The organism is Chloroflexota bacterium, from assembly GCA_016235055.1.
In the GTDB taxonomy this organism is placed as follows: Bacteria; Chloroflexota; Anaerolineae; order JACRMK01; family JACRMK01; genus JACRMK01.
In genome coordinates this window covers 30,336-53,251 of the sequence record JACRMK010000002.1, presented here as the reverse complement: position 1 = coordinate 53,251, position 22,916 = coordinate 30,336, and the positions used below count along the sequence as shown (strand labels likewise).

Annotated in this window: 14 protein-coding genes; 3 read left to right on the top strand and 11 right to left on the bottom strand. The window is 62.0% G+C overall.

Annotated elements, in window-relative coordinates; translation table 11 throughout:
- Positions 1–179 precede the first annotated feature (179 nt).
- From HZB53_00505 to HZB53_00470, 8 genes are all read right to left on the bottom strand, one after another.
- Positions 180–494 (bottom strand): hypothetical protein, encoded by a 315-nt coding sequence (locus HZB53_00505; GenBank protein ID MBI5876102.1) that lies wholly within the window; start codon positions 492–494, stop codon positions 180–182.
- 213 nt (positions 495–707) lie between these two features.
- Positions 708–1,637, bottom strand: a complete 930-nt coding sequence (locus HZB53_00500; protein MBI5876101.1) for a hypothetical protein — start codon at positions 1,635–1,637, stop codon at positions 708–710.
- Positions 1,622–2,458: an XRE family transcriptional regulator gene (locus HZB53_00495; GenBank protein ID MBI5876100.1), complete on the bottom strand. Its 837-nt coding sequence runs from the start codon at positions 2,456–2,458 to the stop codon at positions 1,622–1,624. Before HZB53_00495 ends, HZB53_00500 begins: the two co-directional genes overlap by 16 nt.
- Positions 2,451–5,093 (bottom strand): tetratricopeptide repeat protein, encoded by a 2,643-nt coding sequence (locus HZB53_00490; GenBank protein MBI5876099.1) that lies wholly within the window; start codon positions 5,091–5,093, stop codon positions 2,451–2,453. Before HZB53_00490 ends, HZB53_00495 begins: the two co-directional genes overlap by 8 nt.
- Positions 5,086–7,728, bottom strand: coding sequence for a tetratricopeptide repeat protein (locus HZB53_00485; protein ID MBI5876098.1), 2,643 nt, complete (start codon positions 7,726–7,728; stop codon positions 5,086–5,088). Before HZB53_00485 ends, HZB53_00490 begins: the two co-directional genes overlap by 8 nt.
- Before the next feature lie 886 nt (positions 7,729–8,614).
- Positions 8,615–9,526, bottom strand: coding sequence for a dihydrodipicolinate synthase family protein (locus tag HZB53_00480; protein ID MBI5876097.1), 912 nt, complete (start codon positions 9,524–9,526; stop codon positions 8,615–8,617).
- 359 nt (positions 9,527–9,885) lie between these two features.
- Complete coding sequence (locus tag HZB53_00475) at positions 9,886–10,956, bottom strand: NERD domain-containing protein (protein ID MBI5876096.1); 1,071 nt, start codon at positions 10,954–10,956, stop codon at positions 9,886–9,888.
- A 1-nt stretch (position 10,957) separates the two neighbouring features.
- The gene (locus HZB53_00470) at positions 10,958–12,376 is read right to left on the bottom strand and encodes an amidohydrolase family protein (protein ID MBI5876095.1); all 1,419 of its coding nucleotides are present in this window, start codon (positions 12,374–12,376) and stop codon (positions 10,958–10,960) included.
- Positions 12,377–12,776: 400 nt separating this feature from the next.
- Here HZB53_00470 and HZB53_00465 point away from each other — a divergent pair, with 400 nt between their 5' ends.
- The gene (locus HZB53_00465; protein ID MBI5876094.1) at positions 12,777–13,895 is read left to right on the top strand and encodes a tetratricopeptide repeat protein; all 1,119 of its coding nucleotides are present in this window, start codon (positions 12,777–12,779) and stop codon (positions 13,893–13,895) included.
- A gap of 377 nt (positions 13,896–14,272) precedes the next feature.
- Here HZB53_00465 and HZB53_00460 read toward each other — a convergent pair whose 3' ends face one another.
- From HZB53_00460 to HZB53_00450, 3 genes are all read right to left on the bottom strand, one after another.
- Entirely contained in the window at positions 14,273–16,162 is a 1,890-nt protein-coding gene (locus tag HZB53_00460) for a NapC/NirT family cytochrome c (protein MBI5876093.1), read from the bottom strand.
- 69 nt (positions 16,163–16,231) lie between these two features.
- On the bottom strand, positions 16,232–17,326 hold the full coding sequence (locus tag HZB53_00455) for a cytochrome b/b6 domain-containing protein (protein ID MBI5876092.1): 1,095 nt from the start codon (positions 17,324–17,326) through the stop codon (positions 16,232–16,234).
- Positions 17,327–17,359: 33 nt separating this feature from the next.
- Positions 17,360–18,427 carry a cytochrome c3 family protein gene (locus tag HZB53_00450; protein ID MBI5876091.1) on the bottom strand — a complete coding sequence of 356 codons (1,068 nt, stop codon included), beginning with the start codon at positions 18,425–18,427 and terminating at the stop codon, positions 17,360–17,362.
- A 521-nt stretch (positions 18,428–18,948) separates the two neighbouring features.
- On the opposite strand from HZB53_00450, the gene HZB53_00445 reads away from it, so the two are divergent.
- Both HZB53_00445 and HZB53_00440 read left to right on the top strand, forming a co-directional pair.
- A complete protein-coding gene (locus HZB53_00445) occupies positions 18,949–20,295 on the top strand; it encodes a cytochrome c3 family protein (GenBank protein MBI5876090.1) in 1,347 nt (448 codons plus the stop codon).
- A gap of 443 nt (positions 20,296–20,738) precedes the next feature.
- The gene (locus HZB53_00440; protein MBI5876089.1) at positions 20,739–22,814 is read left to right on the top strand and encodes a hypothetical protein; all 2,076 of its coding nucleotides are present in this window, start codon (positions 20,739–20,741) and stop codon (positions 22,812–22,814) included.
- Positions 22,815–22,916: the final 102 nt, after the last annotated feature.

Sequence of the window (22,916 nt, the reverse complement as noted above, 5' to 3'; positions counted from 1 at the left end):
CACTCATAGCCATCCGCCGCCAGCGGCACGTGCGCTTCCAACAGCCGCCGGGCTTCGTCCAGCACTTTATCTGCACTGAGTTTCGGGGTATCATTCGCCATGGCTTGCTCTCCTTGGATTGTTGGGTGGTACTAACAATCATACAGGGTTTGAGCAAGCCGCTTTACTTTCTTCCGATTTCAGCCAATTCTGGATCTACTGAGACTCTCTTGGATCAGTGCAGAAGCAGTCGCATAATCCCCTCGACGCGCAGCATCGCCACTCAATTGACGCAACGCTTGAGTGCTGTATGCTGAATCCCCGATTTGTCTGAATATTTCCAGCGCTTCGTGCCGTAGTTGTTCTCCGAGGTCAAAATGCTGTTGTTCAGTGGCAATTGCAGCAAGCAGCATCTTGCCACCGCCAATCCAATATGGGCGCGGCAATGTCTTTGCAAGCTCGATACTCTGTTCGGCAAGTGCCTGTGCTTCCGCGTATCGCTTCTGGCCGAACATAACTCGCCCTAGATGTTGCAGAACCAGCGCCTTCGACCATGTGTCATGGGTGCAACTCTGTCATTGTGAGCACACGCGTTCTAGTTTACAGACCAATTTGCTTGCACTGCTTCCGTGCCACCCAGCATACTGACCAACCCGGTTGCGCAAACACGCCGCCTACAAGGGAATCGACGTTGTCGTCGCTGACGCCGAACAAATGTGCTCACAGTTTCAGAGTTGCACCCATGTGTCATTGCTTTGTTCCGCAATCTCCAATCCTCGGCGTCCCAATGTCTCTGCAACATTCAGGTCTCCAACCAGATACTCGATGACCGTAAGCCGGCCCAGTGCCCTGGCATGACTGGCAAGCGATAGATCTGCCGAACCAAGCGCAAGGGCTTGCTGGGTGCGCAGTCTCCACTCCGCCGAGTGGTTACGGGGAAAGCTGAATTGACTGGTTGCATTCAGTATTTGCAGGGCAGATTCGGCATCCCTGCGATCCATCGCCCAGTCAATGGCTGCGCGCATGTTGTCGAGTTCTTCCTCGCAGCGCTGTATCCATACAACTTGCTCGGACGTTTCTAGCCGCGGCTCCGCCGTTCTGGCAAATTCAAGGAAACACGCTTTGTGCGCCCCGTGAGTGACCCCGGCCTCGCCGGAGTCCAGCAGTCTTTCGCGCGTATACTGGCGCACGGTTTCGAGCATACGGTAGCGCGCAGCGTCTTCAGCCAGGTCGGTCGTGACAAGTGACTTGTCGACCAGATGCTCCAGCAGGTCGAGGATGTCAGCTTGGTCGAAGGAATTATTGGCGCACACGGCCTCGGCGGCGTCGAGCGTCCAGCCGCCGGCGAATACGGACAGACGCCGCAACAGCGTCTTCTCTGGCTCGGTCAGCAGGCTGTACGACCAGTCTATGGCAGCACGCAGTGTCTGCTGTCGTGGCAAAGTGGTGCGGCTGCCGCCGGTGAGCAAGCGGAAACGATCATCTAGCCGCGCGACGATCTGCTCTGGGGACAGGGCCTTGACGCGCGCGGCGGCCAGTTCGATGGCCAGCGGGACACCGTCGAGGCGGCGGCAGATCTGTGTGATGGCGGTGGCGTTGGCGGTGGTCAGCGCAAAGCGCGGCTGGGCGAAGGTCGCGCGCTCTACGAACAGGCGCACGGATTCGTACTGCGCGGCAAAATCCGAAGAGTTTTCAAGCCCCTTCGGTCTGGAGTTGCCGGCGGCAGCGACAGTGAGGGTACGCGATAGGCCAGTTCGCCGCCGATGCCGAGCGCCTCGCGGCTGGTGGCGATGATCTTGACATCTGGCGCGGCGCGCAGTAGCGAGTCGCAGACCTGTGCGGCGTCCGCAATCAGGTGCTCGCAGTTGTCGAGCATGATCAACGCGGTTTTCGCGTGGAAGTGGTCACCGAGCGTATCCAGCATCGGGCGGTTCGGCTCCTCGCGCACACCGACCGCCGAGGCGATGGTGTTGGGGATCAGTGCCGGGTCGGCCAGCGGCGCCAACTCGGCGAACCAGACGCCGTCAGAAAACGCGCCGAGTTCTTCTGTTGCAACTTGTAGGGCCAGGCGCGTCTTGCCGACGCCACCGGCGCCCATCAGGGTCAGCAGGCGCGTGCCGCCGAGCAAGCGGCGCACCTCGGCGATCTCGGCTTCGCGCCCGATAAAAGAGGTCAGTTGGGTGCGCAGATTGGTGTGGGTTGGCGCGGCGGCTGGAACGGGAACGCGAGGCGGTTCGACCCATTGTGCGCCGCGCGCTCCGGTCACAAACGCCTCGCGTTCGGTGGCGGGGATTTGCAGCGCCTGTGCGAGCAGTTCGGCCAACTGCTTCGAGGGGCGCATGTCGCCACTTTCGAGCTTGTGAATGGTGACACGCGCGCAACCGACCCGTTTGGCCAGTTCGGCCTGGGTCCGGTCGAGCCGTCGGCGCTGGGAGCGGAGCACGTCGCCGAAAGAAGGCGGCGCAGGATGATCAGTCATGCGGCACCTCCAACGCATAGGCGAGCGCTTCATCATAGGACATAGCTTGCCCGACGGTCCACTCGGCATCATATTCTGACGGTGCCATCGCGGAGTGAAGCCTAGCCAGGACCTGCTCATGTTCCAGCCGATCGAGTCTTTGTAGGCTAACGTGTGTCAATTCGGACAACTTGGCACAAGCGCCGGCCAATCGTGCGGCGCGCTTGTATTGTTGCTCGGCAGTAGCGAGCGCAGAGAAGTTGGCAAATCCTGCGGCAACCGACCACGTCAATCCAAGTTCCACTACGATCTTCATGTGCTTGCGGAAACGCATATCGGCTTGCGCTATGGCGCCGCGATGCAGTTCGAGGAAGCCAAGCCGTGAATGAAGCTGGCCCTGATTTACTAAATCCCCGGTCGTTTCACTTTGGACGAGGCTTTCAGCGTAAATTCGCTCGGCACGATCCATGTCGTTCTGCACTCGATACTGGTGGCCGAGGAATGTGCCCGACCATGCCATCAAGTCGGGACTATTGAGTGCGCGGGCAATTTGAAGCGCCTTTTCCAACTGTTCGCGCGCGTCGTCGTAGTATCCGAGATTGGATATGACCAATCCAAGATTCCGGCGCGCCTCGCATTCAAGGCGCGCATCGCCGGTCTCCATTGCGATATGAACGAGCTCCTCGAAGCGTGGACGTGCATCTGCAAAGCGCCCCTGTAGATTCCAGAGCAGGTTGCCTAAGCAAAGTAGAGCCGCTACGCGCTCGGGTGCTGTGCGCTGAAGCCGGTTTCGCTCATCAGCCGATGCGATGAGAACCGACAATCGCTCAAGGATCTCCGATTTGCCTCGTGTAAACCAGTAGCGGTGGAGGGCAGCAGCAAGCCTCAGCGTCTTCTCGATCAGGTCGCTTTCGGTTCCCCAGTCTAGCGCCGTCCGCACATTGTCGACATCTAAATCCAGACGCTGAAGCCATCGCGCCTGAGTCGCACTTCGCAAATACTTTTCCGCTTCCTGGGCCATCGAGAAGAAATACAGGAGATGCTGATTCCGAAGCCGAGCGACCTCCCCCGAGTCCATCAACTTCTCGCGCGCATACTGGCGTACAGTCTCCAGTAACTGATAGCGGTTCATGTCGCCAGCGGTTTCGGCCGCAATCAGCGATTTCTCAACCAAATGTGTCAGCAGATCAAGAATATCTTCAATTGCGAGACCATCTCCGCTGCACACGGGTTCTGCCGCTTCGAGTGTCCAGCCGCCGGCGAACACGGACAGGCGGCGCAGGAGGATACGTTCTGACTCGGTCAGCAGACTGTACGACCAATCGATGGCCGCGCGCAGCGTTTGCTGACGTGGCAAGGCGGTACGACTGCCACCGGTGAGCAAGCGGAAACGATCGTCCAGGCGTGTGACGATCTGCTCCGGTGACAAGGTCCTGATGCGCGCGGCGGCCAGTTCGATGGCGAGCGGGATGCCGTCGAGACGGCGGCAAATCTGTGCGACGGCGGTGGCGTTGGCGGTGGACAACGAGAAGTCGCCGCGCGCGGCGCGGGCGCGCTCGGTGAAGAGCTGCACTGATGCAACGTGCGAGAGCGCATCGAGCGTCATCGAATCTGTTGGGATGCCAAGGGATGGCACACGGTACGCCGTCTCGCCTGCAATGCCCAGTGCCTCGCGGCTGGTGGCGATGATCTTGAGGTGTGGCGCGGCGTGCAGGAGCGTGTCGCAAACCTGTGCGGCGTCGGCAATCAGGTGTTCGCAGTTGTCCAGCACGACGAGAGCGGTCTTTCCACGGAAATAGTCGCCCAGCTGTCCCAGAATCGGGCGATTCGGCTCCTCGCGCACACCGACCGCGGAGGCGATAGTGCTGGCAATTAGGGTTGGATCAGCCAGCGGCGCCAGTTCGGCAAACCACACGCCGTCCGGGAAGGCGGCGAGTTCTTCGGCGGCGACCTGCAAGGCCAGCCGCGTCTTGCCCACGCCACCGGCGCCCATGAGAGTCAGCAGGCGCGTGCCGCCCAGCAGTCGGCGCACCTCCGCGACTTCCGCATCGCGCCCGATGAACGACGTCAGTTGCGTCGGTAGATTGTTCGGATGATCGGCGGTCTTGAGCGGCGGGAAGTTCGTTGGAAGACCCTGCGCGACAACCTGGAATAGATGCTCTGGGGCAGTGAGGTCTTTGAGCCGGTGCGTGCCGAGGTCGAGCAAGCTAACGCCCGCTGGCAGGTCTCGCCCAACCAGATCGGCCACGTCTTGCGACATGAGCACCTGGCCACCATACGCGCCCGACATGATGCGCTGCACCCGCACCAGTGTCAGGTAGCCCTCATAGTCGCCATCGGCTCGGGCGGTTGCTGCCCCGGTATGTAAGCCCATGCGCACGCGCACGATTGCATCGCCCCACAGTTCAGCGTTCAGAGCGTGCTGGGCATCGAGCGCCGCCGCCAGCGCATCGAGCGCGGTATGGAACGCCGCGCAGAACGCGTCGCCGATGACTTGAAAGACGTACCCGCCGTGCGACTCGATAGCGTTCTGGAGGATGGCGTGGTGGCGCGCCTGGGCCGCCGGCCATGCAGCGGGGTGTTGCTGCGCGAGGCGCGTGCTGCCCTCGATGTCCGTGAAGAGAAATGTGACGGTGCCGGTCGGACGATCAAGCATCGCTGCCCTCCAGCGCGTAGGCGACCACTTCGTCGTAGGACATGGCGCGGCCACCAGACCAGGCTAGGTCGAATCTTTTCGGTTCCATCTGGGCGCGTAGCTCGGCAAAAACACGTTCCTTCAATATGCGGCTCATCGGATTCAGTTCGGCTTCCATTGTCTCGGAAAGCTGCATACATGCGCCCAGCAGCCGCGCCGACCGTTCGTATTGTCGATGAGCCAAAGCGAGTGCGGCAAAGTGTACAGCGCTGATCGGGACACGCCAGCGCATGCCGATCAGCACGATTTGCTGCAGGCAGCGTCGGAAGCGCTCCTCGGCTTGCTTGAGTTCCCCGTGCTCGAGCGCAAAGCGGCCAAGGTAGCCGTCCAGCCCGGAGCAGAGCAGAAGATCTCCCGATTCTTCCGCATAACTGACGCTTTCGGTCATTGCCTGCTCCGCAAGATGCAAATTGCCCTGCAGCAGATGCAACTCCCCAAGGAAATCTAGTGTCCATCCAATATCATATGCACTGGTCAGCACGTGCGCCAAGCGGAGGTTCTCCTCTAACTGTGCGTGTGCTTCATCGTGTTCGCCAAGAATCGCCAAAACCCTGCCCAACTGCGCGCGTGCCGAAAGGATAAGAGCGTGATCGTCCAATTTCGTCGCAATGGCCACCGCCTCAGCGAGAACCGGTCGCGCGTCTGAGTAGCGCCCCTGCAAGCCCCAGAGCAGGAGGCCTAACCAGCGGAGAGCTCTGCCTCGCGCCAGCAGGTCGGGTGGCAACGGCCCGGCAGTTTCAGCCGAGGCGATGCCTCTCCGCAACCGCTCAATTCCATCGCTGTATCCGCGTGCCAACCAGAATCTGCCCAGGGTAGTCACCAACTGTAGTGCAGTCAGTGCCTCTCCTCCCTCGCGTCCCCAGTCAATAGCGCTTCGCAAGTTGTCGACGTCCATGTCGAGGCGGCAAAGCCATGCGCCTTGCTCGGCACCGTTCAAATGCGGCTCGGCCGATTGCGCCAGCGACCGGAAATAGTTCAGATGTTGCTTGCGCAGTTGCGCGCCTTCGCCGGAATCGAACAGTTTTTCGCGCGCGTACTGGCGCACCGTCTCTAGCATGCGGTAGCGAACCGCATCTTCCGTCGTCTCGACTACCACCAACGACTTGTCCGCCAGGTGCATTAGTAGGTCGAGTACGTCGTCTGACTGAAGCCCATCATCAGCACACACCGCCTCCGCCGCCTCCAGCGTCCAGCCACCCGCAAATACCGCCAGCCGTCGCATGAGGGTGCGCTCCGGTTCGCTCAACAGGCTGTACGACCAGTCTACTGCCGCGCGCAGAGTCTGTTGGCGCGGCATCGCCGTGCGGCTACCGCCAGTCAACAGGCGAAAGCGGTCGTCCAGTCGCGCGGCGATCTGTTCGGGCGACAGTGCCTTGATGCGCGCCGCCGCGAGTTCGATGGCGAGCGGGATGCCGTCGAGACGGCGGCAGATCTGGGCGACCGCCGGCGCATTGGTGCTCGTAAGCGCGAAATCTGTTTTCGCGGCGCGCGCACGTTCGCTGAACAACTGCACCGAAGCGACGTGCGAAAGTGCATCGACTGGCATTGTCGCGGCAGGAATACCCAACGACGGTACACGGTAGGCGCGTTCGCCCGCGATCCCGAGTGCTTCGCGACTGGTGGCGATCATCGTGAGGTGCGGGGCGGCGTGCAGCAGCGTGTCGCAGACCTGCGCGGCATCCGCGATCAGATGTTCGCAGTTGTCCAGCACGATGAGGGCGGTCTTGGCGCGGAAGTGGTCGCCCAGCGTCGCGAGCATCGGGCGCCTCGGTTCCTCGCGCACACCGACCGCTGAGGCGATGGTGCTGGGTACGAGGGCGGGATCCGCCAGCGGCGCCAGTTCGACAAACCAGACGCCGTCGGGGAACGCGACAAGTTCCTCGGCGGCAACCTGCAGAGCGAGGCGCGTCTTACCGACGCCACCCGCGCCCATCAGGGTTAGCAGGCGTGTGGTGTCAAGCAAGTGGCGCACCTCCGCGACTTCGGCCTCGCGCCCGATGAACGAGGTCAGTTGCGTCGGCAAGTTGTTGGGATGGTCGGCCGTCTTGAGCGGCGGGAAGTCGGCAGGCAAGCCGGGCATGATGAGTTGGTGCAGATGCTCCGGCGCGCCGAGATCTTTGAGGCGGTGTGTGCCGAGGTCGCGCAGTCCGACTCCATCACGTTGTGCATCGCCCACCAGTTCAGCGGTAGATTGTGATAACAGCACCTGCCCGCCGTACGCGCCGGACATGATGCGCTGCACGCGCACGAGCGTCAGGTACCCCTCGTAGTCGCCGTCAGGCCGGGCTGTGGCAGCGCCGGTATGGACGCCTACCCGGATGCGGACGACCGCATCTCCCCAGGGCTCCGCGTACAGGGCACGCTGGGCGTCAAGTGCTGTCGCTATCGCGTCGGGCGCGGTGTGGAACGCGGCGCAAAAGGCGTCGCCGATAACTTGGAAGACATAGCCGCCGCGCGATTCAATGGCGCTTTTGAGGATGGCATGATGGCGCGCCCGGGCGCCGGGCCACGCAGCGGGAAACTGCTGGGCGAGGCGCGTGCTGCCCTCGATGTCGGTGAAGAGGAACGTAACGGTGCCGGTCGGCGGGATCGGCATGGCTCCCTCCTGCGGCCAGTGATGCTGCGGTTCGTCTCTTTGCCGCGGATTATACCTATTCGGCCAGCACGGTGCAACCACTGGCGGCCCGAATTGCACGGGGACCTGGCACCAAATCGGGGAGGCGAACAGAGGAACAAAAAGAGAGGGCAACCGCGATTGCGGTTGCCCTCGCCCAACATATTTGCTATTCTGTAATTGCCAATACAGTTGGGGACATGCCCGATCTTTCAAGATCCAACAAACACACGGGCAATCTCCCTCTGCACCCGTATTGTTGCGAAAACACCGGCGACAATACGGTCTCCGGAACGCTCAACTACGAGCCTTGCCGTGAGCACCAGCGGCGGTGTTACATTGTGATTACTTGATGAGGGCGATGTTTGCATTTGCACAAGCCGTTGCTTTGCCTTCAGTCATTCCGTTCGTTCCATTGTGGTATGGTATCGCGGCGAGTTTACCATGCCCTGATACGAGGTCAAAATGCCAGCGTGCCCGATCAGCAATTCTCATTTTGGAGCCAGCCGCCAGGTTGCCCCCTCATCCCCTGGCCCCTGCTCCCCCGCGCGCGGGGGAAAAGCTAACGGGGCGGTGCGCGGCGGCGCAGCCGCCGCGCACCTCCCCTTAGAATCTCGCCCCCTCCCAACGAAGTTGGGAGGGGGTCGGGGGGAGGGCAACGCCGCTTACTTGTCGAGCCAGCTTGCGTGACAAGCACCAGGGGGGCCAGTTCATAGCAAGTCGGCATTGGAAAGTACCCGCCCAAAGCCCAAATGAGAATTGCTGGCGCCCGATTGCTTGCACGTCTTCGTAGCCGTTCCGGTATGATGCGTGCCAGGACTGCTGACTGGTCGCCCGCCTTTGCATCGCTCCCTCGCTCGCGCGGGGCCTACACAATCCACGCCCGGTAACGCGCCCGCAGCGCCGCGCAGTATTTCGCGAACTGCTCCTCGCTGGCGTGTTCGTACGGCGGCAGCAGCCGCAGCGGGAACTGCGACAGACGTATTTTCGAGAAGACTTTGTCGTACGCGCCATCGATCAGCGAAGTGCCCATCGCCCCGTACAACTCGTCGAGCATGCCCATCAGTTCCTGCCGCATCGCCATCAGCTTCGGCATGTCTCCTGCGACGCCAAGCTCAAAGTAGTGGCGCGCCAGCGGCGGATTGCTCGTCGCGATCGAAACCAGCAGCCCCGGCTCGCCGAGCATGCAGCCGAGCGGGTACGAACCGTCGCCAAGGAAAAGCCGGAGCTCCGGCGCGAGCCGCAGGATGCCGCTGATGACGGTCAGGTCGGCGCCGCCGTACTTGATGGCGACGAGATTCGGGTGCAGCCTGACGAGTCTGGCGTACTCCTCCGGCATGACGAGCCGCTTCGTGCGCGGCAGGTTGTAGTGCAGGAACTGCGAATCGGGGAAGCGCCCGCACGTCTCCTTGAAGAACGTTAGCATCTCGCGCTCGTTCAGCGCCCCCCACGACGGCAGGGAGATCTGGAACTGGCGGACGCCGAGCGCGTTGGCGCGCTCGATCCGCTCGATGATCGTGCGCAGCGAGAGGCTGATCACGCCGACCATCGGCTCGGAGCCACCGGCGCGCATCTCCTCGGCGAAGATGCGCGTGATCGTGTCGAACTGCGCTTCCGTCACGGCGTAGCCTTCGCCGGCGGTGCCGAAGATGTATTGGTCGGGGATGCCGCGTGTGATCTGGTCGTGGATGCTGGCGCGGAACGTTTCCTCCGCCAGCGAGCCGTCTGCGTTCCATGGCACACAGCAGGTGCCGAGGATGGTTCGCTTGTAGGGGGCCATGAGTTCTCCTTGAAATGCTTCATGTCATGCTGAGAATGACCATACCGTGGGCGGTATGCGATGCGGCAGAAACTGGTATGCCGGGCTTCCAATCCGTCATGCCGGCGAAAGCCGGCATCCAGGCGGGCGCAACACGGGCCTGTACGCACGCCAGATGTTGACGTGGATGCCGGCTAACTTGCATCCTGTGCCGCGCCGCGCAGCGGCGCCGACGCGCCTTCGGCGGGTGGCACAGGACATTGCTGGCATGACGAGTTGGAGCGTGCAACGATGCCAGTAGTGGCGATGTTTCTAGTCAGCGCGAAGGCAAGGCACACCTGAACGGCTTGCCATGCGCGAAACATCTCGGCTACCGCGCATCACTTATTGGCTTCGGCTTCTTCCTTCGCCAACTGTTTGGCCGCCACGTCGGTCAGGATCTTCACGATCTTGGCGAGATCCGCATCGTTGGGCAGATTGCGCGTTGTCAGCTTTGCCACTTTATTCTCCAATTGTGGCAGGAGCCAGATCGGAATCTCTGATCCCTCCAGATTGGATATCGGCTGTGGCTCGGCCAGCACGATCGCCGTATCGATCCAGCGCTTGATGCCCTGGCGTTGGAGGAAGTCGTTCAAGCGTGTCGCGTTGCGGGCGACCTGGTCGGACGGATTCTCTTCGAGCGTTCTCCATCCGCGCTTGGTCTGCCGCTCCCAGCGGCGGCCATCGACGCGCAGGGTGCCGCGATACGCTTTGACTTCTAGCAGCCATACACCGCTTGGACCAACAAGAATCAGATCACAATCGCTTTGGTGGCCGGGTACGTGCAGGCTGCGGAAGATTGTCCAGCGGTTATCCAAGGCGGCTCGCAGTATTTCAAGCGCAGCTTCTTCACCTTTGCGTCCGGCGCGGAAGCTGCGAAAGGCGAGTGCGTTTCTCCGCATGCGCCTGTAGAGCTCCAACGCGACGCCGCCGAATACCACAAGTACCGCAACCAGTTCAAGGGCAAGAACTGCATTGGGCTGCCCACTTATCACGCTGATGATGAACAAGGCGATCAGTGGCAACCCAAATGCACAGCCGCCAATTGCGACAACGCCATAGCCAAACCCTGCATAGAATGCAAACTGAGTCAGGTTATCGGTCTCTTGTTCCTCAAGATAATGGCTCCCGATAATCACTTCGGGCCCGAATCGTTCCGTCTCCTTCTCAGTTGCAGGTTTTCCAATCCAGAGCGCAAGGAGCGTCCGTGCTGCCGCACGCACTTGCGGATTGTACGCGTGTCCGATTGCCCATGCGAGATCGTTACTATCGAGTTGTTTTGAGTCCAGCATCCTCCCCATCGGTTCGCGAGGGCCGCGCCCCTGCCATAGCGTTGCACGCGCCTCGGCCTCGGACATCGTCAGGTCAATGGAGACTCTCGTCGGCGTGCCTGCATCTTTTGGCTGCGTCATGCTACTTCGCCCCCACCGCCAAAAACCGCCCGTCGCCCGGCTGGCCGGTGATCTGGCCGTCGTCCATCATCGTGCGGCCACGCACCAGCGTCATCACCGGCGCGCCAGTGTACGGCATGCCCTCGAATAGCTTGGCCGTCTCGCGCCCCTTGGTCTGCATCGTCTGGCTGTCGAACTTGCCCTTGCGCTGCGGGTCAATCAGTATGATGTCTGCGTCGGCGCCAACCTGCAAGATGCCCTTGCGCGGGTAGAGGCCGTACAGTCGCGCCACATTCTCCGCGCATAGTCGCGTCACGTCGTTGTAGGTCAGCTTGCCTTCGTGCGCGGCGGTCAGCATCAGCGGCAGCGTCGTCTCCAGCCCCGGATGCCCGGCGGGCGCGGCGAAGATGTCGCCCCACGCCTTCTCCTTCGCGTCTTTCGAGTGCGGCGCGTGGTCGCTGCCGATCGTCTCCACCAGCCCCGCCTTCAGACCGCGCCAGAGCGACGCCTGCTCTTCCGCGCTGCGGATCGGTGGGTTGATCTTGCCGTATGGACCAACCACGCGCAGGCGCTCGGCGGTCAGGAACAGATACTGCGGGCAGGTCTCGGCGGTGATCTGCGTGTGACCCTGCGCGCGCGCAGCGCCGACGGCGTCCACGATTGTGCCGCCGCTGCAGTGCGGAAAGTTCAGCCGCACACCGGCGGCCAGTGCGATCTCGATGGCATGGCGCACTGCGATCAACTCGGCCTCGATCGGGCGCGACGGCTCGTGCAGTTCCGGGCCGCGGCTCGGTAGGCTCAACAGGCGCGCCATCGCGGCGTCCACGGTCGGCTTGTCCTCGGCGTGGACGTTCAGTACCTTGCCAGTCTTCGCAACCATGCCGAAGACGACCGTCATCTCGTTCGCGCCGAGCGTGGTGATGCCGTCGAACTCGTCCTTGCGATCGGGATATGGCCAGAGGAACGTCTTGAACGCGCAGACGCCCGCTTTCACCAGCGCCTCGACGTCCGCCATCTGGGGCGGCGTCCGCTCGCCGCTCTCGCGGTCGTCGAAGAAGCCGATGCCGCCGTACAGGCCGAAGTCGACACACGACTGCGCCTCCGCGACGCCCTTCTTGTACTGGAAGTGCTGGAGGTTTGTGACCGGGGGCACCGAGTTTGGATGCTCCAGCACGCACGTCACGCCGCCGGCCACCGCCGCGCGCGAGCCGTGGAACCAGTCTTCGCGCTCCGTGTGGCCGGGGTCGCGCATGTGCACGTGCGGGTCGATCAGCCCGGCCATCACGAGCAGGCCGCCGGCATCGATCGTCCGCGTGGCCGGGGGCAGGTGCGCCGGGTCGCCGATCAGCACAATGCGCCCTTTGTGAATGCCGATCGACGCGCCGAACGTGTGCGCCGAGGTGACGAGAGTGCCGTTATCGATTCGCAGATCAATGGTCATGGTGGTTTCCGGGGTAAACAGGCCAGGGTGGTCTGCGGCGCGCTCGCCGCTTTTGGCGAGTGTAGCACGCGCCAAACGGCGTGTCAACACGATTGCCTTGATGATTACCCATATCTGAGCGGATGGCGCGCATCAAGACCTCGCGGGTTTTGAAAACCCGCGAGGTCTGGTCGATCTGGGTAATCACCGTGATTGCCCCTCAAAGCGCGCACCGGAAACCTGTCGGGACTCACAAGCGCGTCATGCCGGCATGTAGCAAGCCGGCATCCACTCTGACCACGATCCCCGTTGCCGGACAGTGCATCGTCATGCGTGGATTCCGGCGCTGATCGGCGGCCGAATCGTCGTGCCGCACCCGCGCCTACTGCGGGAAAGCAGGTGATGATGCTATAATGCCGCTATGTACCTGCGCACCACCGCGCGTCCGAAGCGCCGCAAGCTGCTCGGCGTGCTTATCGCGTTAGTTGCGGCGTACGTGGCGGTCGGCACGCTCTACCTGGCCCGGGAACAGGGCGCCGCGCCCGCTCTGATGCCGCCGACGCCGACGCCGTCCGAAAGCCTGGAACAGCGCATCGCCAAAGGCGACAAGGCGTTTGCCTCCGGCAACCTGCTGCAAGCGGAGGAAGCGTTCCAGCGTGCCGTCCTGGCCGCGCCAAACAGCGACCTGGCGTTGTCGCGCTATGCGATGGTGCTCACCTACCGGCGCAAATTCGACGAGGCGGTCAAGCATGCGCGCCGCGCCGTCGACGCCGACCCGCGCAGCGCGCAGAACTACGCCGTGCTGACGCTGGCGCTCGACTGGAGCAACAAGGCGGACGAAGCGATCACGGCCGGCGAAACGGCGATCCAATTGGGCCCGGAGTACGCCGATGCCTATGCTTATCTGTCTGAAGCGTATGCTGACAAGAACCGGCCCGACCGCGCGCTGGAACTGGCACGCAAAGCGGTCGAACTCAGCGGCGAATCATGGTTGGCGCACCGGAACCTGGGCTACGCTTACGAGAGCCTGGGGCGTTATAAGAACGCGATTGAAGAGTATCGCCGCGCCATCGATCTATTCCCCAACTTCTCCCTGCTGTACCTGCGGTTGGCGCTCAACCTGCGGCTGACGCGCGCCTACGCCGAAGCGGATGCGATGCTGACGAAGGCATCCGAGCTTGACCCATACAACGCGGAGATTCACGACACGATCGGGCGGGCGTTCTATGACCAGGCGAAGTATGGCGAAGCGGCCAAACGATTCCGCCGCGCGATTGAGGTGGACCCGACGTATGCGCTCGGATACGCCCATCTCGGCTGGACGTATTACGCCCAGCGGCAGTACGAGGAAGCGATTCCCAACTTCGAAGAGGCAATCAAGCGCGGGGTAACGACAACCGAGTTCTACTACGAACTGGGGTTGTCGTATGCTTTCCTCGACCAGTGCGACAAAGCCCGGCCATGGCTGGACAAGGCGCTGGCGCAGGAGCCGGACTCGGAACCGGCGTTGCAGGGCAAGATTCTGTGCGAGGGCAAGTAGAGCGCTTTGCTCTTGATGGTCGAGCAGAATGCCCGTTTCCGCCCGCCGCGCCCCTACCGGCTTATGCCGCGTCCGTGTAGAGGCGGGCGCCTGGCGGCTTCGAGCGGCTCAACCGGCGACCATACGTCCGCACCCACGTAGCGGCGGCAGCCGATGGACTTTCGTTCGCACCCCTACGGGCCATATGTCTTGCTGGTGTCTGACCCGCGGTGCATCGGCAGCCAACGGCCTGTCCCTGTGCTGGGTAATGTTGCGGTGTCGTATTGTGCTGCGCATCCTCCGAAATAGAAACGGCCCCCGGACATATAGTGTCCGGGGGCCGTTCGTCACGCTGCGGCAGGAGGGAAAAAGGACCGCAGCGATGACAGCTGGTGAACCTACTTAGGTTGGTGGCATGTCAAGCACGCTGAGTCCACCCGGCCGGCATGGCTGGTCGGCAGCTTCTTCGCGCCCAACACACCCTCCGCGTGGCAGGCCAGACAGACCGAGCGGCCCGCATGCGAAGCCGGCAATGCCGGGAAGCCGACGTTCTTCGGCAGGTTCGGATTGAGCTTCAAGGCGTGACAGGTCAAGCAGTTGCTGTTCGTGAACTTGAAGTCCAGGTGGAACTTGGGCACCTGGGGAGTCTTCGCGCCGCCGCCGTTGTGGCAGCCGAGGCACTCGGCGCGCCCCGCCAGATCGTGCGGCACGGTCGGCGGCCCGGTAACCGTGACTTCACTGGCCGGCGGCGGGAACGACGGCTTGTGGCAGTCCAGGCACAGGGCGATATCGATCGTCGCATGCGATGTCGGCGCCGGTCGTGACGTGCTCTTCTGACCGTGGCAGATCAGACAGTCCGGCTTGCCGCCAATCGGGTGCGGGATGTTGGGCGGCGTGGCGTTCGGGTTGGCGACGCGCGGCGCGGCCGCCGGGAAGACTTTGGCCAACCCGGGCGCGTTCAGTCCGGCGTAGGTCCATTTGACGCCGTGGCAGGCCACATTCGAACAGAACGACGAATTGTCCTTGCTGCCCGGGTTGCGCGTGTCGTGACACTGCTGGCATGTCTCGTTGAACACCGCGCGGTGCTCGATCAGCCAGGTCGTCTTGGCGTGCGATTCCGGCTCCAGACCTTTCGCCAGCGTGACCGACGGCTTGCTTTCTACACTGGTGTACACCTGCGGCAAGGTGTGGCAGATGTTGCATTCCAGGCGGATCGCCTTGCTGTTGTCTTGCGTAAAGTGCTTGCCATCGTGGCAGCGGAAGCAGCCCGATGAGTTTTTGTGCCCGATGTTGTCCGGGTGCGTCGTCCAGCTAATTTCCTCCGACGGGAACACCAGCGTCTCGTAGCTCGTTTTCAGGAACGCAATGGCGTTCTGCACTGTCTTGGTGTTCCTGGCGTAGTAGTCGGCGTACTCTTTCTTGTAGAAGCCATCCAACCCTTCGATCGCCTGCTTTGCTTCGTCGGCCGACTTGTACGGCGTCGACAGGACTTCCACGCTCTTCCTGGCAATGGCCGGCATATTGACATCGAGCCGCTTGCTCGAGAGCGCCTGGTCGATGACTTGCTCGGGCGAGCGGAAGGTGTGTGAGATGCGGTTGTGACAGGTGATGCAGCTCATTTCCTTCTTTTCGGCCTTGGCGATCTGGTCCGGTGTCAGCGGCTTTTCGACATCGGCGTACACCGTGACCTTGCCCGTTTCGTCCTTCACCTGCACCCACGGGATATTTTGATCGAGCTCGTCAGTGGCGACATAGGTGATTTCGTTCTCGATGTGCCAGTGAATGCCCAACCCGCGGCCTTCGCGCGTGGTGCCGCCGCCGGTCTTCATGGTCAGCAGCGTCGTCGCCAGGCTGTTCTGCTCATCCGCCGCGTAGTGATTGATCAGCTTCACCTTGTCGTCGGCGAATTTCTGCGGCCAGTGACACTTCTCACACGACTCGCTGGCCGGCTGCATGCCCTTGGCGTAGATCGGCACCTCGTAATTCGCCGACAGCATGCGTACCACGTGCATCATGTCGCCGGCCTTGCGTGTGAACGCGTTGCCGATGAAGGTGCGCCCGATGTGACACTCCACGCACGAGACGCGCGCATGAGGCGACACCAGATAAGCGGTATACTCCGGTGGCATGGTGTGGCAGGTCGTGCCGCAGAACGGCGGGGAGTTGGTATAGTCCCAGCCGACGAGGATGCCCGCCAGCAGCACGACGGACACCACAGTGCCGATGCCGGTGAAGGCCCAGGCACGCCGGCTGATGCTCCTGAATCGATCCCACAATCTTCTGAACATCTGAGCTTTCCCTCCTGGAAAGTGAATCCGCCACGCGGGACCTGCCGCGCCGTGGGGGGCGTTGCCCTCCTACGGCCCCTTGTGGCAGTCCTTGCAGCTTGCGTCAAGCCGGCCCGCATGATCGGCCGGGTTCTTCGGCGCGCCGCCCACGCCGCTGACGTGACACGCCTGACAGATATTGCGCCCGGCATGGCTGGCCGGCAGCAATTTGGCCGCGCTGCCGGCGGGCGTCGCGCCCGGCGCGGCCGGTGTGCCGGCGGGTTTAATGGCCGGCGTCGCGGTTGGCAGCCGCGTGGGCGTGGCCGTCGGCGGGCGCGGCACGAAGACCTGGTTGCGCGAGACCGGCGGCGGCACGGTGCTGACGGCGGTCGTTTCCGCCGAGATGAACAGGTAGACCCCGTACAGCAGCGCAATCGACAGCAGAATCGACACCGGCAGGAACAGGCTGCGACGCGCGCGAATGGTCTCGGCGGGCGGCAGCAGTTCATGTTCGCCGCGATCCATGCGCTCCATCTCGTCCGCATGCTCTTCTTCCATCTCGTGCGCAGACATGCGGCTCGTGAACATCGCCTTGTTGAAGGCTTTGATGTGCACGTTGTAGAAGTGCCATGTCACCACGGCCAGCACAGCCAGGATCGCCTCGCCGCCGTGCGCGGCCTTCGCCGTCGGGATCAGGTCGCCGGAGAAGATACGCGAGGCGATGATCGGGTTCCAGAGCATGAAGCCGGTCAGCGCCATGATCAGCGTGCCCCACACCAGCGCCCAGTACTCGAACTTCTCGCCGAAGTTGTAGCGGCCGCAGCGCGGCGCCTGCCTGGTCAGGCCGATGTTGTACTTGATCGCCTGCACGGCATCCTGCGCATCCTGCAACTGCGGGAACATCGACCAGCGCACGCGCAGGACGATGATTTTGTACGCCACGACGATGACGTGATAGATCGATTCCAGCAGCATGACAATCGCAGACAGATGATGGGCGAAGCGCACCGTTTCGATGCCGCCCATCACGGCGATCAGCGCCTCGGCCCAGCCGTTGCCGGTGAACTTCTGCGGGATGCCGGTCACGGCCAGCACGGTGAACGACGCCACCATGAACCAGTGCTCGATCAGCTGGATCGCCGCGAAGCGCTTGTATTCTTTGATCGTGATCACTTGAACGGCCATACGATCTCCCGGATTAAACGATGAATGCGCGGGTTAGTGCGCCAGCCGCCCGCGAACGCGCCGGTAAACATCCAGCGCGATATACAGCAGCATCGCGCCAATCGTGCCGGGCACCAGAATGATGTAGAACAGATTGACGTAATACACGAGCGGGTATTTGTCGGCGCTGGCGTTGTAGTGGCTCATCCACGCCGCGGTGAACGAATCGGCCGTCGCATCCGGATGACAGCGCTGGCAGGTCTTGAGCAGGTTGCCCTTGCGGAAGACCGTCGATTCCGGGTCGTCCACCTTCTTGATGTTGTGGATGCCATGGCAGTCGAAACAGACCGGCTTGTTGGTGGCGGCATCGGGCGACTGCTTCTCGAATAGCTCGACGGTCGTGCCGTGAAAGTCGGCGACGTAGGTGTTCAGCACGTTCGTCGAAATTTTGTACTTCCACATGATCTTGTCGTCGGTATGGCACCGGGCGCATAACTCCGGCGACTTCAAGCGAAACGCCACCGTGGTCGGGTCGTTGATGTTGTGAATGCCGTGGCAGTCCACGCAGGTCGGCACGTCCGGGTTGCTGTCGTCCAGCAGCGCCGCGCCATGCACGGTCTTGGCGTAGTCGTCGTAGATCGTGCTGTGGCACTGCGCGCACGTCTGCGGGATGCGCGCGCGCGGCTGGTTCGGCTTCGTCACTTCGTGCGCGCCGTGGCAGTCGGTACAGACGGCCGCCTGCTGGTCGCCGGCCGCGATCGCCTTGGAGTGCACGCCGTCCAGCGATTTGCTGTAGTTCCCTTCGTGGCATTTGCGACACTGCGTGTATTTGAGCAGCGTCACATCGCGGCGGGTGCGCGAGTACATCGGTGGATGCGGAAACGAGGTGATGTCGGTGTGGCAGTCCACGCATTTGACGGACTTCTGGCCGTGCACCGACTGCGCGAACTTCGGGCCGTTGACGAACAGCGAGAGCGGCTCGCCGCTGGGCAGCGTAACAGAGGCATCCTGGTTGCCGTGACAACCCAGGCACTCCGTGTCGGTCAAGGGCTTCGGCCCCTGCGCCTCCACGCCGAACGGAGCCGCAAGGGTGATGACGAAGCCGATCACCAGCAATGACACGGATACTACAATAGCTTTGACGAGCGATTGTGCACGCACTTATCACCTCAAACAACATAAGGTAGTCGATCGCACAGCGCTCGTCACTGTACATGTCGTTCACGCGCCATCGTCAGCACGCAGACATTTTCTCCCACTAAGGAATATAGATGTACCAAGTCAAAATTGAGTTAGTGTCACGTCCAAAGGTGGTCAAAACCTTCAGGCAGATGAGTTATGTCAAGTGAATTGTGAAACTTGAAACTAATATGGCACCTAAAAAGGACTGATTTTTGACTATGCGGGGGTACCCTGAGACCATGAGAGGCCTTGCCTATGGCAGACGAGTGCTTCGCGGTGCTAATTAACACCAGGATGTTCGTGATGAAAGCGGACACGACGGTTCGATCGGCTATCGAGCTGATGATGTGGTTTGCCTAGCATATGCCGCCCAAGGAGGTGAATTTTTCCAAGGGCTCTAGCGAGCCCGGCGCGGCGTGCACTTGAACTTCTCTTTCCTTGTAAGGAGGAGGTAAACCACAATGAGTGTCAAGCGAATGCTGTTTGTGCTGTTGGTCGTTGCCTTGTTTGTCGTGGCTTGCGATGCCTCGACACCGGCCCCAACGACCGCTCCCGTCCAACCGCCTGCAGCGGCAACCAATACACCGGTCCCGCCGCCGCCCACTGCGGTTCCGCCGGCCCCGACTGCGACGCCGGTGCCGCCCACACCCACGCTCGTACCGCCTACAGTCACTCCATCGGCGAGCGCGCAGTGTCTAGCCTGCCACGGCAACAAAGACCTGGCAATGAAAGTGGGCACCGAGAGTGTTCCGCTCTTCGTTGACGCGACCGCGTTTGCGGCAGGCAAGCACGTCAAAGTCGAATGTACCGCGTGTCACACCGGCATGAATCCGACGACGCCGCACAATGCAAAGCGCACCTATGGCAGTTGGGCGCGCTTTAGCGCCAAGGACACTGACACGACCAAGACACGCAACTACTACGTCGTGGACGGCAACGCGTGTCTCGCGTGTCACAAGGACGCGCGCTATACGGCGTTCATGAAGAGCGAGCATGCGACGATCAAGGACATGAAGTTCGAGGCAGACGGCAAGCCGCGCGTCGAGGTCAAAGTCAAAGGGACGGACGGCAAAGAGTACGCCATCGACGAAGACTTTGTCGCGAACGATTGCGAGCGCTGCCACGTCAACACCAACTGCGGCACCTGCCACTGGAAGGCGCAGATCAAGCAAAAACTGGCGGGCAACGTGCTCGACTTGTGGACCAAGTACGACACGGACAGCGATACCGCCAAGGGCGCGATGACCGAGTACTCGATGGACTGGACGCTCAACGTCGCCTCGCATGAATTCGTCGGCAAGGCGACGCTGACCAAGTCGAACGACGTCTGCAGTGCGTGCCATGTCGGCTACTACCAGGGCGACAAGTCGGTGCCAGCCATCGGCGTTCTTGGCATTGGCGTCCGCCGCCATCCGGAGGTGCAGGAACTGCTCCTATCCGCCAAACGCGGGGTGCACGAGACCAAGCAACTCTGCACGGATTGCCACACCGAACTGCACGACCTTGCGCTCCAGAACACCGAGCACGGCGCGCGGCTCGGCGGCAAGACGCAGTGTGTGAATTGCCATGCTGACAAAGCGCTCAAGGCGGTCCACGCCGACATCACCTGCACGGCGTGCCACGACGCTGAACTCAACGTCCAGCGCGACGCCGAGGCGAAGATGGTTGTCGCCATGGCGGTCAAGCACAGTCTGGCCGAATCGTGGCCCTCGCACAATTTGACGAAAGAGGTCAAGTGCGAAAAATGCCACGTTGCCGGCAACAAGGTTGGAGCGACGGAGAAAGTCGCGCCGGGCAAGATTCACTAACTGAGGCTGCACAAGCGTTCTGAGCGGAGCGCCGCCGGGGTCGAAGAACAATGGCACGGCACACAACAAGCCCAAAGGGCCCTAGAGAGTGCGCGTGCGGCGTCCTTCGACTCCGTTCCGCTCAGGATGCCTTGACTGTGCGCAGTCACTAAAGCATATAGTTACAATCGGGCGGGGATTTCGATTCTCATGAGGTAGTACCGGATCCGATAGTCTGAAGCGTGGAGAGTTACGGCTGATGACGGCCGTATCGCTCGGATGCGTTTCTGCACCCACTTGTCCGTCACGATCGCGGACACGACGGCCCGATCGGCTATCGGGCTGATGATGTGGTTTGCCAAACCGTTATGCCGCGCAAGGAGGTGATTGGTTGAGCCGGGTTCTCTGAACTCGGTGCGGCGTGATCTTGCTCATCTCGCTCCCTAAGGAGGAGGTAAACCACAATGAGTTTCACGAGAATACTGTTTACGCTGTTGGTCGTTGCCCTGTTCGTCGTGGCTTGCGATGCCTCGACACCCGCCCCAACGACCGCTCCCGTTCAACCGCCTGCAGCGGCAACCAATACACCAGTTCCGCCGCCGCCTACCGCAGTTCCGCCGGCGCCGACGCCGGTACCGTCCACCCCAACTCCGGCCCCCAAGCCGCTGCCGCCCACGGCCGTCCTGAAGATCGTGCCGGTGGCCGCCAACAAGGGTAGTGGCATTGACAAGGGCGACCCGAATGTCATGACCACGACGATCAAGATGATGACGGACACGGTCGCCGGTCCGTACAACACCGTGATCGCACTGGGCGACAGCGGGTTGACCAATCACTCGCTAGGCGTACCGGTACATCTGTCGGCCGCGCCAGCCGTGATTGATGCCAAGTTCCCAGTAACCAAAACGGCCTGGACGCTGACCGCGCCTCCAGGCTCCAAGGCCGCACTGAAGGATCCGGCGGCGGCGAACACCGAGTTCACACCGGACGTGGTTGGCATATACCGCGTCAACGTCACACTGACGAACGCGGGCGGCGCCAGCCCGGTCGCGTCGGTGCAGATTCACGCGGATATGTACATCGGTGTCGAGAAGGGCAACTGCAAGCAGTGCCACCCGGACAAGGTCGCCGAGTGGGCGAAGACGGGCCATGCCAAGATCCTGACCGAGGAAATCGATTTGAAGCCGACCCACTATTCCGAGTCGTGCATTCGCTGCCATTCGACCGGCTATTTCCCGGGCGTGAACAACGGCGGCTTCGCCGATGTGCAGGCGAAACTCGGCTACCAGTTCCCGACTTTCAAGCAGATCGAAGCGGGTGGCAACTGGGCGAAGATGCCCGCCGACTTGAAGAACGTCAGCAATATCCAGTGCGAGGCGTGCCACGGCCCGGCCGCCGAACACGCCACCAAGGGCGTTGCCCGGATGGAAGCCACGCAGGATGAGGGCGTTTGCAACGTCTGCCACAACGGCGGCGGCAACCATCTGAAGGGCACCGACCTCAAGTCGGCCAAGCATTCCGAAGAAGCGTCCGCGGCGTGGAACGAGCCGACCGGCCCGAGCCGCCAGGACTGCGTACGCTGCCACTCCGGCGACGGCTACGCGTCGTTCCTGAAGAACCCAACGAACCCGGCCGCGTGGGACACCAACAAGCAGACCGTCGTCTGCGCGACCTGCCATGATAGCCACAGCGATGCCAACGCGTTCCAGTTGCGCATCGTGGGCAAGGCGATCGCCCTGCCGTACGAGAGCAAGAAGGACTGGGGCCTGGCGGCAACGTGTATCGAGTGTCATAACTCGCGCACCCTGCCGGCCAACGCGATCAAGGGCACGTTCCCGCATTACAGCAGCATCGCCGAGATGATGGACGGCGTGGCGGGCGTGGACTACGGCCAGAAGGTCGCCAACTCGCCGCACGGCGATCTGGTCGGCGCGGCGCCGGTTCTGAACCCGGCGTATGCGAAGGATCCGACCGTCAACAAGTATATGTTTAGCGCGATTGGCGATGAGAAGGGCAACACGCCAGGCCCGTGCGTGGTTTGCCACATGTGGCCGACGATCACCGACCAGAAGGATCCCAACTGGCACAAGGTTGGCAGCCACTCGTTCAACACCGTCAGCCCGGATGGCAAGTTCGCCTACACCGAGTCGTGCAAGGCGTGCCATCCGAACGTCAAAGACAGCTTCAACATCACGGCGAAGGCCGACTATGACGGCAACGGCAAGGTCGAAGGCGTGCAGACCGAGGTCAAGGGCTTGCTGGACGTGCTGTACAAGGAAATCCTGGCCAAGGGCGTGACGAAAAACCAGGCCGGCTATCCGTACTTCAACGTGCCGGCGACGGCCGACGACAAGGTCAAGAACGCGATCTACAACTTCCGCACCGTCTATGGCGTCATGTGGGGCGCCGCAACCGGTGAGGGCAACCAAGGCAAGGCGCAGGCCATGCACAACTTCAAGCGCGCGGTCCAGCTCCTGCAGATGTCGTACAAGGATCTGACCGGCAAGGACGTGCCCGGCGCGACGCTGATGACGCCATAAGGCAACGTCCACTTCATAAGTTCAACGATGCCGAACGCCGGCTGGAGAGCATCCAGCCGGCGTTCTGATTTCTTCCGAAAGACCCTTCGGGTTTGTGAAACC